At 42.9% G+C, this 12,916-nt stretch carries 14 protein-coding genes; 4 read left to right on the top strand and 10 right to left on the bottom strand.

Annotated features, from left to right (window positions below):
- Window positions 1-5 precede the first annotated feature (5 nt).
- The 3 genes from ACRD7P_RS18980 to hemL all read left to right on the top strand — a co-directional run bounded on the left by ACRD7P_RS18980 (window position 6) and on the right by hemL (window position 3,099).
- The gene (locus ACRD7P_RS18980) at window positions 6-911 is read left to right on the top strand and encodes a 1-aminocyclopropane-1-carboxylate deaminase/D-cysteine desulfhydrase (RefSeq protein ID WP_430909310.1); all 906 of its coding nucleotides are present in this window, start codon (window positions 6-8) and stop codon (window positions 909-911) included.
- Complete coding sequence (locus ACRD7P_RS18975; protein WP_430909309.1) at window positions 908-1,738, top strand: glucosaminidase domain-containing protein; 831 nt, start codon at window positions 908-910, stop codon at window positions 1,736-1,738. Before ACRD7P_RS18980 ends, ACRD7P_RS18975 begins: the two co-directional genes overlap by 4 nt.
- 80 nt (window positions 1,739-1,818) lie before the next feature.
- Window positions 1,819-3,099, top strand: coding sequence for a glutamate-1-semialdehyde 2,1-aminomutase (gene hemL, locus ACRD7P_RS18970; protein WP_430909307.1), 1,281 nt, complete (start codon window positions 1,819-1,821; stop codon window positions 3,097-3,099).
- A gap of 142 nt (window positions 3,100-3,241) precedes the next feature.
- On the opposite strand, the gene ACRD7P_RS18965 is transcribed toward hemL, so the two are convergent.
- The 9 genes from ACRD7P_RS18965 to ACRD7P_RS18925 all read right to left on the bottom strand — a co-directional run bounded on the left by ACRD7P_RS18965 (window position 3,242) and on the right by ACRD7P_RS18925 (window position 10,373).
- Entirely contained in the window at window positions 3,242-3,919 is a 678-nt protein-coding gene (locus ACRD7P_RS18965; protein WP_430909305.1) for a hypothetical protein, read from the bottom strand.
- On the bottom strand, window positions 3,916-4,758 hold the full coding sequence (locus ACRD7P_RS18960) for a hypothetical protein (RefSeq protein ID WP_430909304.1): 843 nt from the start codon (window positions 4,756-4,758) through the stop codon (window positions 3,916-3,918). The genes ACRD7P_RS18965 and ACRD7P_RS18960 overlap by 4 nt, the downstream gene beginning before the upstream one ends.
- On the bottom strand, window positions 4,755-5,174 hold the full coding sequence (locus tag ACRD7P_RS18955; RefSeq protein WP_430909303.1) for a MarR family winged helix-turn-helix transcriptional regulator: 420 nt from the start codon (window positions 5,172-5,174) through the stop codon (window positions 4,755-4,757). The genes ACRD7P_RS18960 and ACRD7P_RS18955 overlap by 4 nt, the downstream gene beginning before the upstream one ends.
- 249 nt (window positions 5,175-5,423) lie before the next feature.
- Complete coding sequence (locus ACRD7P_RS18950) at window positions 5,424-5,597, bottom strand: hypothetical protein (protein WP_430909302.1); 174 nt, start codon at window positions 5,595-5,597, stop codon at window positions 5,424-5,426.
- 241 nt (window positions 5,598-5,838) lie between these two features.
- Window positions 5,839-6,744 (bottom strand): helix-turn-helix domain-containing protein, encoded by a 906-nt coding sequence (locus ACRD7P_RS18945; RefSeq protein ID WP_430909301.1) that lies wholly within the window; start codon window positions 6,742-6,744, stop codon window positions 5,839-5,841.
- Window positions 6,745-6,757: 13 nt separating this feature from the next.
- On the bottom strand, window positions 6,758-7,369 hold the full coding sequence (locus ACRD7P_RS18940; protein ID WP_430909299.1) for a hypothetical protein: 612 nt from the start codon (window positions 7,367-7,369) through the stop codon (window positions 6,758-6,760).
- Window positions 7,370-7,380: 11 nt separating this feature from the next.
- Window positions 7,381-7,788: a DoxX family protein gene (locus tag ACRD7P_RS18935; RefSeq protein WP_430909298.1), complete on the bottom strand. Its 408-nt coding sequence runs from the start codon at window positions 7,786-7,788 to the stop codon at window positions 7,381-7,383.
- Between the two features lie 864 nt (window positions 7,789-8,652).
- The gene (locus ACRD7P_RS18930; RefSeq protein WP_430909297.1) at window positions 8,653-8,862 is read right to left on the bottom strand and encodes a hypothetical protein; all 210 of its coding nucleotides are present in this window, start codon (window positions 8,860-8,862) and stop codon (window positions 8,653-8,655) included.
- A gap of 1,067 nt (window positions 8,863-9,929) precedes the next feature.
- On the bottom strand, window positions 9,930-10,373 hold the full coding sequence (locus ACRD7P_RS18925; RefSeq protein WP_430909296.1) for a hypothetical protein: 444 nt from the start codon (window positions 10,371-10,373) through the stop codon (window positions 9,930-9,932).
- A 345-nt stretch (window positions 10,374-10,718) separates the two neighbouring features.
- Between ACRD7P_RS18925 and ACRD7P_RS18920 the strand changes: the two genes are divergently transcribed.
- Window positions 10,719-11,918, top strand: a complete 1,200-nt coding sequence (locus tag ACRD7P_RS18920) for a lanthionine synthetase C family protein (protein ID WP_430909295.1) — start codon at window positions 10,719-10,721, stop codon at window positions 11,916-11,918.
- A gap of 229 nt (window positions 11,919-12,147) precedes the next feature.
- Here the strand turns inward: ACRD7P_RS18920 and ACRD7P_RS18915 are convergent, their stop codons facing one another.
- Window positions 12,148-12,909, bottom strand: coding sequence for a LytR/AlgR family response regulator transcription factor (locus ACRD7P_RS18915; protein ID WP_430909294.1), 762 nt, complete (start codon window positions 12,907-12,909; stop codon window positions 12,148-12,150).
- Between the last annotated feature and the right edge of the window lie 7 nt (window positions 12,910-12,916).

The raw sequence follows: 12,916 nt of genomic DNA, 5'->3' as shown, positions 1-12,916 counted from the left end.
TTTAGTTGAAGACCCGGAACCAGCAAATTCATTTCCCGTTATTAGAACGAAAAAAAGTAACGCTACACGTAAAGCGGGACGATTTGATACACCCTTTTGTATCTGGAAATAAATTTCGAAAACTCAAATACAATCTAGAGGAAGCGCAGAAAACGGGGGTGCAAACGTTGTTGACCTTTGGTGGTGCCTATTCGAACCATATTGCGGCTACCGCTGCGGCGGCAAAGGAAAATGGACTCTATAGCATAGGGGTGGTCCGGGGAGAGGAACTGCAGGGCCGTTGGCATGATAATCCTACCTTACAATTCGCCGTGCGTCAGGGAATGCAGCTTCATTTCGTTACCAGGCAAGCCTACAAGACCAAAACAGGGCCCCAATTTTTAGCGGAACTTGAAAATCGCTTTGGGCCATTTTATCATATTCCCGAGGGAGGCTCCAACACTTTGGCGGTAAAGGGATGTGAAGAAATACTGACCGATTCCGATGCGGTTTTTGATGTTATTTGTTGCTGTACCGGAACGGGAACTACCTTTGCAGGTATCGTCAATTCGGCCAAAACTACACAACGGTTGATCGGTTTTCCTGCATTAAAAGGTGATTTTTTAAGGGAAGATATTCGTAAATTTGCCGATAACGGGGACTGGGAGTTGCAAACCGACTTCCATTTTGGCGGCTATGCAAAGGTCGACGAATCGTTGATCCATTTCATCAACGATTTTAAAAGAAAGACGGATATTCCGCTAGATCCCGTGTATACCGGAAAAATGTTTTACGGGATCATGCGCCTGATCGAAGATGATTTTTTTCCGGAAAATACCAAGATATTGGCCATCCATACCGGAGGGCTACAGGGAATAGCGGGAATGAACGCGCTATTGAAAAAGAAAGGATTACCACAAATAGACATATGATACAAAAGGTATTGTTCTGTATTGCTTTGGGAGTAACGCTGGTCGGCTGTAAGATGAAAAAACGGACCACCTATGGCAACAACACCCCAAAGGAACAAGTAACAAGCAAACCTGTAAAGAAGCCGGTATACGACGATAATGGGTATTACAGCTTGCCGGAGGATACGGGGAAATTCGTAGCCTTCCCGATCAATTCCGTAGCGGAATATATCGACACCTTTTCGGAAGTGGCTCAAATGGAAATGAAGGCCTATGGCATTCCTGCGAGCATCACATTGGCGCAAGGGCTTTTGGAGAGCGGTTTTGGAAAAGGGGCCCTGGCCATGAAGACCAATAACCATTTTGGTATAAAATGCCATAAAGGATGGGAGGGCGATCGCGCCTATCATGACGACGATGAGGCCGGCGAGTGTTTTCGCAAATACAATCATCCCATGTACTCCTTTAGGGACCATAGCATATTTCTTTCAGGGCGGTCGCGTTACGCCTTTTTGTTCGAACTGGACAATGATGATTACAAACGTTGGGCGAAAGGATTGAAGCAGGCCGGTTATGCCACCGATAAGCGGTATCCCCAAAAATTGATTTCTTTGATCGAACAGCACAAACTCTATCGGTACGATCGTGGTGTCGTTCGGGAGGGATATGGCCAGGTGGTCACCGCCGAACCCTTAACGCATACCGTAAGCGCTGGGGAAACCCTGTACTCCATTTCCCGAAAGTATAAGGTCGCTATTGAGGATTTGCGACGATTGAACGGTATCTCCGGAAGTACGATTTCCGTAGGGCAAGAGCTGCTGGTTGCCGCGGCCCGGACCAATAAATGATCGGTAACCGGGAATAAAGGGAATCCTTCCAAATTCAAATCTAAATACAAAAGTACAGACCCAAATACAACAAAGAACCAATGATATACCAACGTAGCAGTGCCCTGTTCGCCGAAGCAAAAAAGTATATCCCCGGAGGGGTAAATTCCCCGGTAAGGGCCTTTGGGGCGGTAGGGGGTGATCCTATTTTTGTGAAATCGGCAAAAGGCGCCTATCTGTATGACGAGGACGGCAGACAACTTATCGATTATATCGCCTCATGGGGCCCAATGATTCTGGGCCACGCCTATGGCCCTGTAGTGAACGCTGTTGTGGAAAAGGCAAAAAAGGGAACGTCTTTTGGGATGCCGACCGAAATAGAGACCGAACTGGCGCGCTTGGCCGTGGGCATGGTTCCCAATATCGACCGAATACGTTTTGTAAATAGTGGTACCGAAGCCTGTATGAGTGCCGTACGTTTGGCCCGTGGGTATTCCGGAAAGGATAAGATCATAAAATTCGCCGGCTGCTATCACGGACATTCCGATTCTTTTTTGATACAGGCGGGCAGTGGGGCCGTCACCTTCGGTAGTCCTAACAGTCCGGGAGTGACCCAAGGAACGGCCAAGGACACCCTGTTGGCCGATTACAACGATTTGGAAGGCGTTAAAAAGCTGACGGCGGCGAACAAAGGGGAAATTGCGGCGATCATTATTGAGCCCGTAGCGGGCAACATGGGCTGTATTGTTCCGGAAAAATTGTTTATCGAAGGCTTGCGACAACTTTGTACCGAGGAGAACATACTCCTTATTTTTGATGAGGTAATGACCGGTTTTCGTTTGGCAAGGGGCGGGGCACAGGAAGCCTTGGGAGTAAAGGCGGATATGGTAACCTTTGGTAAGGTGATCGGTGGCGGCCTGCCCGTTGGTGCATTTGCGGCAAATGCCGAAATTATGGCACATTTAGCCCCGGAAGGCCCGGTGTACCAGGCCGGTACCCTTAGTGGTAATCCTTTGGCCATGAGCGCTGGCCTGGCCATGCTGACGGAGCTGAACGAACGCCCCGAAATTTTTGACCGATTGGAAAAGAAAACGGCCCATTTGGAAAACGGCCTTGATCGCGTACTGGCAAAAAAAGGAATACCCTATCAAATCAACCGCTTCGGGAGTATGCTATCGGTGCACTTTACGGATGTACCGGTGGTCGATTTTGCATCTTCGGCCAAGGGCAACAACGATACCTTTAAACGGTACTTTCACGGCATGTTGGAGCAGGGCATTTACTTGCCGCCCAGCGCATTCGAGAGCTACTTTTTAAACGACGCCCTGTCGTATGACGATTTGGATCGGACCATAGCGGCATTGGATGCTTTATCCCTTTAAAATCGATTGCTGTTTAAAACGGTATAACTTGTTCATTGCCCATTTGCCTTCTTGTAAGCGTTTGGCATTGTAGGGACCGTTTTACTAAAAGACCGCTTTACCAAGTCACAAAAGGCTCATGTTTGTTTCCAAACATATCCGTTCAAAAAATTTCCTTATGTAGCTTTATGATGTCCGTAATATGGGTGTAGATTACCAAGGGCACAATGGTAGCCGGCAGCAATACAAATGGAAAATAGGTGATACCGGTATTGGGCCGGTCGAACGCAAATTGTTGAAAAGGGAGTTCCGCAGAGAGTATTCCGTTAATGAGGATAAAGGAAACCAGGAACAAGCCGATGACGTTCCATGCCAAAAGGGCTTTTTTGGAAATCCGTCCAAGGTAAAATAGTGATCCGATCAAAGGTGCCGTAATCCCTACCAGAATATCAAAGTTTCGGCCTTCGAACGTCATTAATTCAGGAACCGTACCGTAGCGGTAGAGGTACCACAACACTATTTCGACCGGTATACGTACCGTATGCAGAAAAGTGCTCAGGTGGGTAGTTCGTACTGTAATGATAGCCTTCAGTGGTGTGGGTCGTAATCCATAACCCCAAAAAAGCAGGATCGGAAGTAGCACAAGGGCAAACCGTGGTGGAACGCTGTCGGTGATACGGTAGAACCCTGCATACCCCAAAAAGCCTTGTATAAAGCACCAAATAACAATAAACCCCATGAGTTTTTTGGGTTTGCCATTGGCAAGGTAAAAGAAGCCGAGGGTAGCGATCAAGGTTCCAAGAAAAAGGAAATTGATCCAGTTGGGAAGCTGTTCGATCATATGGTGTTTTTTTTGGATACGTCATTTCTGAGCATACGTTTTAAACCTATCAACTGGTGCATGGCCAATACCTCCAATACCAGTACCTGTGGTACCAGGACGAGAGGAATCAACGTTAAGGGAAGTTTTCCCATGGCTTCGGGTATCTCTCCGAGGGCGATGCTTACGGCAGTTGACGCCGGAGCAAGTATAAAGTCCAAAATTCCAAAACCGACCAATATGATGGCAATATGGAGGTTTCGGACAAGGATTTTTTTGTTCCTCGAGAATGGTTTTTCGGCGGTAGCCTTCCTAAACGAAGTAAGTGACCAGTGCTTATCGGACAAACCGGCCGTTTTTTGGAAAATGGTCAGATATCCCACAGCAAAAAAAGCGATAAAACCAGAAATCCAGTCTCCCGGACCGGCAATCCAAGCCACTACTCCGGGAAGTCGTTCCGCAAAGAACCAAACCAGAAATAGCATACCGACAATCATCCGTGCCGGTCCGGCAACGCTCTGTATCATCCATCGAAGGGACATGCGTTCAGTGAACGTTCTGAATTTTTGGGAAACCAACAATAGCACGATTGCAATCACCGAAGGCAGATATAAGCCGCACAATACATATGGAACGGCGTTTACATATGACGGTATGGCGGTAACCGAACTAACGAACACAACGCCATAAACGATCCAAAAGAGTGTCACGGACGCTGTCTTTAAAAAACGTCCTTTTGAATTTTTAAAGAATTTCCAACTCGCGACCGTGTAGTGGGTCAACTGAAAGAGAACCAAAGTGCCTAAAATAAGCAGGGAAGCATCATCCAAAGCCCTAGGAGCTGTCCATAAAGTATTCATTTTGATGAAATTTTAACGAGAAGTACCCCTAAGGCGTCCAAGCCATCCGGTTGCAATAACTGCGCTGCTTCTTTCATGGCTTTTTCCCATTCGGGGATAATAGCGCTGACCAACAACTTCCCTTTTTCTGTGATGTTGATTTTTCGGGCATGATCACTAACGATAAGGTCTGCTGCCAAAAGCCTTTTTAGGTTTCTATGAAGCGAGGATTTTTCAAGTACCGCCATCTCGGAAAGCTGTTTTTGATTACGGTCCTTGGTTTTGGAAAGGATGAACAAAAGTGAAAGTTGGCTATCGGTCACCCCAAAGGGTTGCAAGTGCTTTCTAAAAATATTGGCAATGACCCGGTTGAGTCGCATAACCTTGCTGGAAATGCATTGTTGGGGTCGAAATGTGCTGAAGTCTAAAATTTCCATAGCATAAAGATAACAATTAAAGTTGTATATACAACTTTAATTGTTTTTACAACAACTGAACAGAACATATAGAAAGCTTCTTTGTACCATTTGGGACAATGGTAAAACGTGGTATTTTATAGGTTGGCGGATGGACGTTGGGTACTGGCATTTGTCAATGAATAGCCCTCGTTATCTTTGCAAACGGCATCTTGGCAATAAAAAAAGCCCGATACTGTCGGGCTTTTAAAGTAGGTTAAGTATGGTTATCTATGGTAGATAATATGCGGTGTTGGTTTCGTTGTCGGAAGTACTGAGCGCTACGGGAACGGTCTCTTTTTCGGCCGCCATTTCTTTGGCATCGTTCTGTTCAACTTGATAATAAAAGATGCTTACCGTCATCAATGCTAAAAAATAGAGAACACTTTTTTCTTTATACGACATGGTTTGCTGTTTTAACGTCTTTCTTACAAGATGATTTCGATACATTAAATGTAAGGCCCAGTCCCTTGGTATGGCGGCGTTTTGTTGTGAACCTGCCCCTTTTCAGTGGTCAACCTACTTTTTTTTGTGGTGCGCATGTCCGATACCTTAAAAAACGATGATGGCCCTATGGGACCAAAGGATATTTTTGCCCGATAAACGAGCGGACATTGTTATTGTGAGCTGCCAAAGACGGCAATATTTACAGTCGGCCACGTCGAAAGGCACTCGGCGTTTCGCCAGTTTTGTTTTTGAACAGTCGACTAAAATACTGAGGGTATTCAAATCCAAGACTATATGCTACCCCAGAAATGGAATTGTTGGAAATGAGCAACCGTTTTTTTGCCGTGGAAACCAAGTGCATATGAATATGTTCCAAAGCTGTTTTTCCCGTAGTTGCCTTTAAGAGGTCGCTAAGATAGTTTGCCGAGAGATGTAGCGCGTTTGCAAAGTAATCTACGGTGGGTAATGTTACTTCAGTTTCGGATTTTATGTAGTATTGTTTGAGTTCCTTTTCAAAGGTTGTTAAAACATCCGGTTTTACTTCATTCCGCATAATGAACTGCCTATGGTAATAGCGCTGGGAGTAGGCGAGCAATAAGGATATGTTGGATAGGACCACATTTTTACTATGTCGGTCGATAGGCAAATGGTATTCCGTTTCAATATTTTCGAATAACTTTTGAAGAGCGTTTTCTTCATCTTCGGACAAGTGCAATCCTTCGTTGACGTCGTAATTGAAAAAGGCGTAGGTGTCAAATTGATGTTCCGAAAGGGAATTTGCAATCAGGTTTTCATGTATCAGTAAGATCCAACCGGTTCCATTGTTCATGAGATCTGAATTAAACTCCATTACCTGAAATGGGGCCGTAAATCCCAATGCCCCTTGTTGAAAGTCGTAATGCGTCCTACCGTATTTCAAATAACCCCTTAGGTCTTTCTTCAAGCCGATGCTATAAAATCCATAAGACAACCGTTTTGGAAAATTAGGCCCTAGGTTTCTTAGGTTTTCTATTCTATGAACGCTAAAAAGTTGATGTTTGGGTGCCGAAATTCCGGCCAGTTCATGCAACTTTTGAATCGTAGCGATATGCAAGGTATTTTCCATCGAAACAAGTTACTTAAAATTGAATACCGATACCTACCAAGGGGGAGGGAAGTACCGAGCCTATTTGTGCCGTGGCTCCCGAGTTGAATGGTACGGTTCCATCATCAAAAATAGGAAAAACCACCACTGCTTCCCCTACCACATAAAGCTGGGGCAGTTTGGCGGTAAAGGGATGCCATTTATATCCGATCCGCGGGGCAACAAAGAAGAAAGTATACGGAATTTGTTGACTGTCGTTCAAATTGGTAAGGGTGTAAAATTCCGCCCCTATTGCGGAACCCATGAACCAGTTGTGTTGGGGCTTGTTCTTATTTAGAAAATAGCGATAGGAAACGGAAAGTACGATATCTTGCTTCGCTTCAAGATCTAAAACACCTTGGGTATCCCAAACAAAATCGGTAATTCCTTCCGAAAGGGTCGCCACGAATACGTTTAAACCAAGTTGCGAACGTTCGCTAACGGCGTAATGGCCAACTACGGAATACCCACTTAAAAGAAATTGTATCGGTCGCAGTTCGAGATAGAATTTAGATGACAAGGGATCTGAACCTTTTGTGTTTTGACTTATACAGGGTACGATACCCATTAGGATAGCTAAAAGTGTGGGAAGCAGTAATTTTTTCATTTGAAATGATTTCACTGATTTTTTGTTTGTAAAGCATATTTGCCGCCATCGATCCAAAAAAGCGCCAGTATGGCAATTATGATAAGTTGTGGATACTCATAACCACCCCCAAGGTTGTGAAAGACCCAACCATAGGGTAGGTGATAATAGAAAATACCAAAGGCAACGGGTAACAGGAGCAAACAGCTGATTCTGGTATAGATTCCCAAGAGTAACGGTATTCCACCGACAAGTTCGATCAATGTGGCCGCATACGCCGTCCATGCGGGGAATCCCCGTTCTAGAAAACCAATGACGACCATATCCAACCCGACGATGAATACTTTACCGATCCCATGCAACAAAAACATACCGCCAAGAAAAAGCCGCAATAGCAAAGCTGCGCTATCTGTTTTAGGGGGGAATCGTAAGTTATTCATGGTATGTGCTATGAACGATGATTTATATATGAGGTATGGCCCTTGCCCGGGTGCTAGTGTATACCGGTGCTATTTACGCCGATTACTGTCGGGTGTCCGATACAACAATAATGCAAGACAAATGGTATCCTCTTTTTTTTAACATACAAATTTAGCTTTGAAAGCTTTTTTTGGGGTACACATATTAAGGACCTATGGATACAAATTACCGATTTGGGAGGTGCGGTCGGCGTTTTGAACAAAACTGTGACGATCCCGATGGAAGGGGTTAATGGACAACGGGGCAATTGGTAAATATTACGTTTAGGGAATAAGGTGTTGCAAATTTGAGTATGACAGGATAGATAGGGTAGGTCACTGCATTCCCGATTGATGGTATGTTTTTATTTTTTCTCATTGGAAGTGTACTATAACAGTTAAAATGATTAACGAGCTACGGAAACGTACAACATGGGAATTTCAGGTAAAAAATGGCTCGTTTAACAAATTAAGCACTGTAAATAAGATATGTTTTAGTAAATCACAAAATCCAAACCCATTGAAAATAGATGGATTGAATATTAAAATGTTGTTTTAAAAAATTGATTTTCATTGTTTTAAAAAAAGATATTCTCACATGTTTTTCTAATGACGAAAACCAATACCTGCCTAAAGACAGTTCTCAATACACATTTTCAGGGTAGATTGAACTTGGCATGGGTAAAGCTCATTTTGCTTTTCCTCCGCTCTCTTTGCAAGGTATAGAGCGTCACTTTCGACCACTTGGCGAACGCCTTCGACCATAAGGCCTCGGCTATAATGCTGTTTGTTTGCTCAACGCCCTCAAACAATGGATATTGACATCACACGATTTTTGTTTCATACTTAAATATTGTTTTGAATAAAATTGGCTATGATATACCAAACGCCAATCAAAAATGGAGTGGTATGTACAACTGTCCACAACCATTTATTTTCAAATTCAAATTCATTTTGGGTGAATTTATAAATTGAGAATATCACTATAATAGCGTATGGAATACAAAATAATAGACCTCCAATGGTGTTAAGCCCATCGGCAATACCTCTTCCCATAGCATCCGTTTGGGGAGGTTCAAAACAAAAGAAATAACATACCAAAAAAGTTATAGAAAGTATTGAAAAAAACGGGGAATATTTCGAAATAAATATCATGAAACTTTTGGTTACTTGTAACTAATTCATTTACTCGTCTCAGTTCAGGATTCAAAGTCCTGCAATGTTTTTGCAGTACTTTAGTAATGTGAGAAAATTCAATTTTTCATCACTACTTCGAACTTTTAAGTTGTTTTCGTTTGCAATTTAGCGATAAGTGAGAGTACCTCCATTATGTTCATACCGTTTTTGATTATGGTGTCCATAACCGATCTTTTTTTGGTAAACTGCTGTGGCGTCCTGTCCTTATGGTCTTGAATTGCCTCGATATTTTTGTTTCACCATGAGGTTCCTAACGGCACGTTCGGGCCCGCAGTTGTCAGGCCGCACTTGTGGGGGAAAGAAAGGTGAACAGTTTCTGTTTTTCCCAGCTCAATTTCAGTGGTCAACCTGTTTTTTTTTGTGGTGCGTATGTCCGATACCTTAAAAAACGATGATGGCCCTATGGGACCAAAGGATATTTTTGCCCGATAAACGCGCGGAAGAAACGGCGCCGCGCTATCGACGAGGATGTGTTTGGGCCTGTTGACAGCAAAAGTACGCTGCTGTTTCGCCGGTATTCCTTGCATGTATCGCAAAGCGACTGAAGCGCATCGGTTTTGGGTTAGGTGATTACCTGGGTGTAATGTATTGCAAGGTAAATGACACGGGCCTAGCTAAGGGAAGCGTGCTTAAATAAAAAGCCATTTCGGAATACGAAATGGCTTTTTTAAGTTAGTCGTAGGAAGATTGCTGATTTTCAATCGTTTCAACAACACCGTTATGCGTGTTTGTAGAACGTATTATACCATTTTAACTTTGAAATCGCGCGTATAGAAATTGAATTATTTTTTAGTTGTTTGAGGCAAAAAATGAAAGCATAGCCTTAGCTACGGTTATATCCCCGTTCAAGCCGGGGACAGGCTTTTTAACGAAGAACAGCTGAAAAAGAAACGATTTATTAGTGCTATTTCAAAGTTAAGATGGTATTATCTATCTGATCGCGATTTGTGATGTTCCCCTTTTCGCCGTTTGTGCTTGTATAAGACCATTTTTTCCCAACGTTGGTATTGTGAGTCGTCAAGAATTGCCCTCATTTTTGCTTTTTCTGCAATTTGATCGTCCAGCCGTTGACTTTTTCTAGCGTACCGCTCATCAGGACTTAAATTGTTCCGTTCCTCCGTATCACCTGACTTTTGCCGTTCTTCCATTTTTTGTTTTCGGTTTTTTGCTTTTTCCAGATGCAACGCTTGAACGTGTTTTTGCTGCGCATCGGTAAGGTCGAGGTGTAGGGTCATTTTTTTGGTATGTAATGTGGCCAATTGCTCAGGGCTAAGGTCTTTCGCATGTCTTTTGCCTTCATGTGGTGTACGCTCTTGTGCCATGGCACCTAAGGTTACGAATAATACGGACAACATCAATAGTTTTTTCATGGGTTTTGATTTTTTGGATTATACCTCTTTAGGACGCTGTTTTGGGAAAATGGTTTAACCGGGCCAACTTTTTTGGCAGCTTTTTAACGTTCCCATACTCCGCTGATGGAAATAGCGTTCTTGAAAAAATCACGAGATGCCTTATTTGAAGTTTAATGGTATTGGACGCTCTTGGTGTATCTAATCCATAAACATATAAAACCTCTTGGTCGGCCGGACTGGCGCTCGTACCTTCAAATACATCGTTCAGACGCGAAAATGGTCACTTGGCACATAATTGCTGCTGAATTGATATGGATATCGTTACATTTCCAAGTAATCTATATTTCAACAAAATAACAGCCTTTGTTAGCACAGCACCTTAAAAACATCAGTCAAAACATTCAGGAAAACTATAAAAACGAAAAAAATATAGGAGTGCTTTCTGGTATTTCGGGATGCGCATTGTTTCAGTTCTATTATTCCAAATGGACGGATGTAGATAACCATGCCGATTTAGGTGTGGCTATTATTGCAACGTGTATAGATAGGATCAATAGTGGATTTTCATATCCGACCTATTGTGATGGAATAGCAGGTTTTGGTTGGGTCATTCAACATTTGACCATGAAAAACTTCATCGATGTGGATTGTGATGAGCTTTTATGTCCTTTTGATAATTATTTGTTTTCCCAAATGAAGATAGACCTTTCCACTGGAAAGTACGACTTTTTACATGGGGCCCTTGGCTATGGTTTTTTGTTTTTAAAAAGGTATCAGTTTACAACGGACGAAAACTTGAAGAAGCGGTACGCGTATTTTCTTGGAGCGCTCTTGACCGAGCTGGACGAACTTGCCCATGAAAGCGGGGATACGGTAAAATGGGAAATGGTTATGGATCAAGAAAAGCAACAGCCCGTATGCAACCTTGGACTATCGCATGGGATGGCGAGTATTGTTAATTTTTTGTCCCGTCTGCTGCCGTTAGGATTGTATCCGGAAAAGGTGATGCGCCTGCTAACAAAAAGCACGCGGTATATCGTACAACAGCGAGCGGACCAAAGAAACACCTTGTCAAAATTTCCCAATGTTATCCAGAACGGAAAAAAGCCAAATTATAACAGCAGATTGGCCTGGTGTTATGGTGATCTGGGAATCGGAATTTCCCTGTTTCGTGCAGGTTCGGAATTGAAAGATGGCGCTATACAGGCAAATGCCCTGGATGTTCTGATATACAACTCGGGACGACGGTCAAAAAAGAGTACGATGGTGGTCGATCCCGGACTGTGTCATGGGTCATACGGTAATGCACAAATTTTTGGTTTTTTGAACAAGGAACATTCAAACGACTCGTTTCAAGAAGCTGCGGACTTCTGGGTTCGTGATGGTGTTTCCAAAAGCACTTTCACAGATGGTTATGCAGGCTATAAGCGTTGGGATGGGGCAACCGAATCCTATCGGCCGAGCCTTTGCCTTTTAGATGGTGTAGCTGGTATAGGCTTATCTATGATCGACTCCCTTACCGTACAAAAAAACAGTTGGGACGAGTGCTTATTGATCAGTTGAATTTTTAAAATACGCCCCCCCAACAGTATTTTCCGAGGAAATATGGTTTGGTCTATACAAATAGAAACAGGAAAGCGTAAACCGATCGATGAGGTGCCATTTTTAAAGAAGGAAGTGCTTTACAAAAACAACGATAAAAGATAGTTGTGCTTTTAAAAATGGGATAAGGTAATACAGGTCTTAAACAATGATTTTACGAGCTTACCATTTTGGTGTGGAACGGAACTGTTTAGCGTAACGAAAAAGTATTGTATTTTTCGATGAGTTCGGACAGTCTTTCCCTGTTTCTAGAGCTCAAGTTAATAGAGCTACCATCGGTCAATACGATCGCCTCTTTTTTATGTATGGCTTTAATATGTTCTACGTTAATGAGGTAAAAACGATTGATTCGGTAAAATCCTTTTGGTTCCAATAGTTTTTCATGATGTTTGAGTGCATTGGAAGCCATAATTTTTTTGCCATTGTCCATAAAAAAAAGCGTATAGTTACCATCCGCTTTGCAGTATATGAGATTCTTAAGGTCTATTGCCTCGTGGTTGGATCCGGTATGCACTAAAAACCGAGTGCCTTTGGTACTTATAAAATCTTGTAACACACGAATTTTAAAAGAGGCGTATAACCGTTCCTTTTTAGTAAGGTATCTGTTAATAATGGTAACCAAATCTTTTTTGTCAAAAGGTTTGCACAAATAGGAAAAAGCAAAATTTTCAAAAGCCCGTTGCATGTATAGGCCGTGTCCCGTAATAAAGATGACTTCAAAATCCGGATTTGGAAAAGCTTCCAGAATTTCAAAAGCATCACCGTCCTTTAAACGAATGTCCATTAAAATTAGATCTGGCCGGTATTCGGCAATACATTTTTTTGAATCGACAACGGTATCGCAAGAAGCAACGATCTGCAACGGATGCAGTTCTTTAACGATAATTTTGGTGATGAATTCCAAGGTGTCCTGGTTGTCTTCTATAAGGAGTGTTCGTACCACTTGACCCATACTGTTT

Source organism: Maribacter sp. 2-571, assembly GCF_050589625.1.
Taxonomy (GTDB): domain Bacteria; phylum Bacteroidota; class Bacteroidia; order Flavobacteriales; family Flavobacteriaceae; genus Pelagihabitans.
Note: the sequence above shows the minus strand (reverse complement) of the source record. Positions and strands in the feature narration are given on the sequence as shown.

What these genes read in the sequence shown, in the direction of transcription:
- ACRD7P_RS18950 (WP_430909302.1), bottom strand. Translation starts at nt 5,597, where the DNA reads ATGTCGTATAAAGAAAAAAGTGTTCTCTATTTTTTAGCATTGATGACG.
- ACRD7P_RS18955 (WP_430909303.1), bottom strand. Translation starts at nt 5,174, where the DNA reads ATGGAAATTTTAGACTTCAGCACATTTCGACCCCAACAATGCATTTCC.
- ACRD7P_RS18965 (WP_430909305.1), bottom strand. Translation starts at nt 3,919, where the DNA reads ATGATCGAACAGCTTCCCAACTGGATCAATTTCCTTTTTCTTGGAACC.
- ACRD7P_RS18975 (WP_430909309.1), top strand. Translation starts at nt 908, where the DNA reads ATGATACAAAAGGTATTGTTCTGTATTGCTTTGGGAGTAACGCTGGTC.
- ACRD7P_RS18915 (WP_430909294.1), bottom strand. Translation starts at nt 12,909, where the DNA reads ATGGGTCAAGTGGTACGAACACTCCTTATAGAAGACAACCAGGACACC.
- hemL (WP_430909307.1), top strand. Translation starts at nt 1,819, where the DNA reads ATGATATACCAACGTAGCAGTGCCCTGTTCGCCGAAGCAAAAAAGTAT.
- ACRD7P_RS18960 (WP_430909304.1), bottom strand. Translation starts at nt 4,758, where the DNA reads ATGAATACTTTATGGACAGCTCCTAGGGCTTTGGATGATGCTTCCCTG.
- ACRD7P_RS18930 (WP_430909297.1), bottom strand. Translation starts at nt 8,862, where the DNA reads ATGGGAAGAGGTATTGCCGATGGGCTTAACACCATTGGAGGTCTATTA.
- ACRD7P_RS18935 (WP_430909298.1), bottom strand. Translation starts at nt 7,788, where the DNA reads ATGAATAACTTACGATTCCCCCCTAAAACAGATAGCGCAGCTTTGCTA.
- ACRD7P_RS18945 (WP_430909301.1), bottom strand. Translation starts at nt 6,744, where the DNA reads ATGGAAAATACCTTGCATATCGCTACGATTCAAAAGTTGCATGAACTG.
- ACRD7P_RS18940 (WP_430909299.1), bottom strand. Translation starts at nt 7,369, where the DNA reads ATGAAAAAATTACTGCTTCCCACACTTTTAGCTATCCTAATGGGTATC.
- ACRD7P_RS18925 (WP_430909296.1), bottom strand. Translation starts at nt 10,373, where the DNA reads ATGAAAAAACTATTGATGTTGTCCGTATTATTCGTAACCTTAGGTGCC.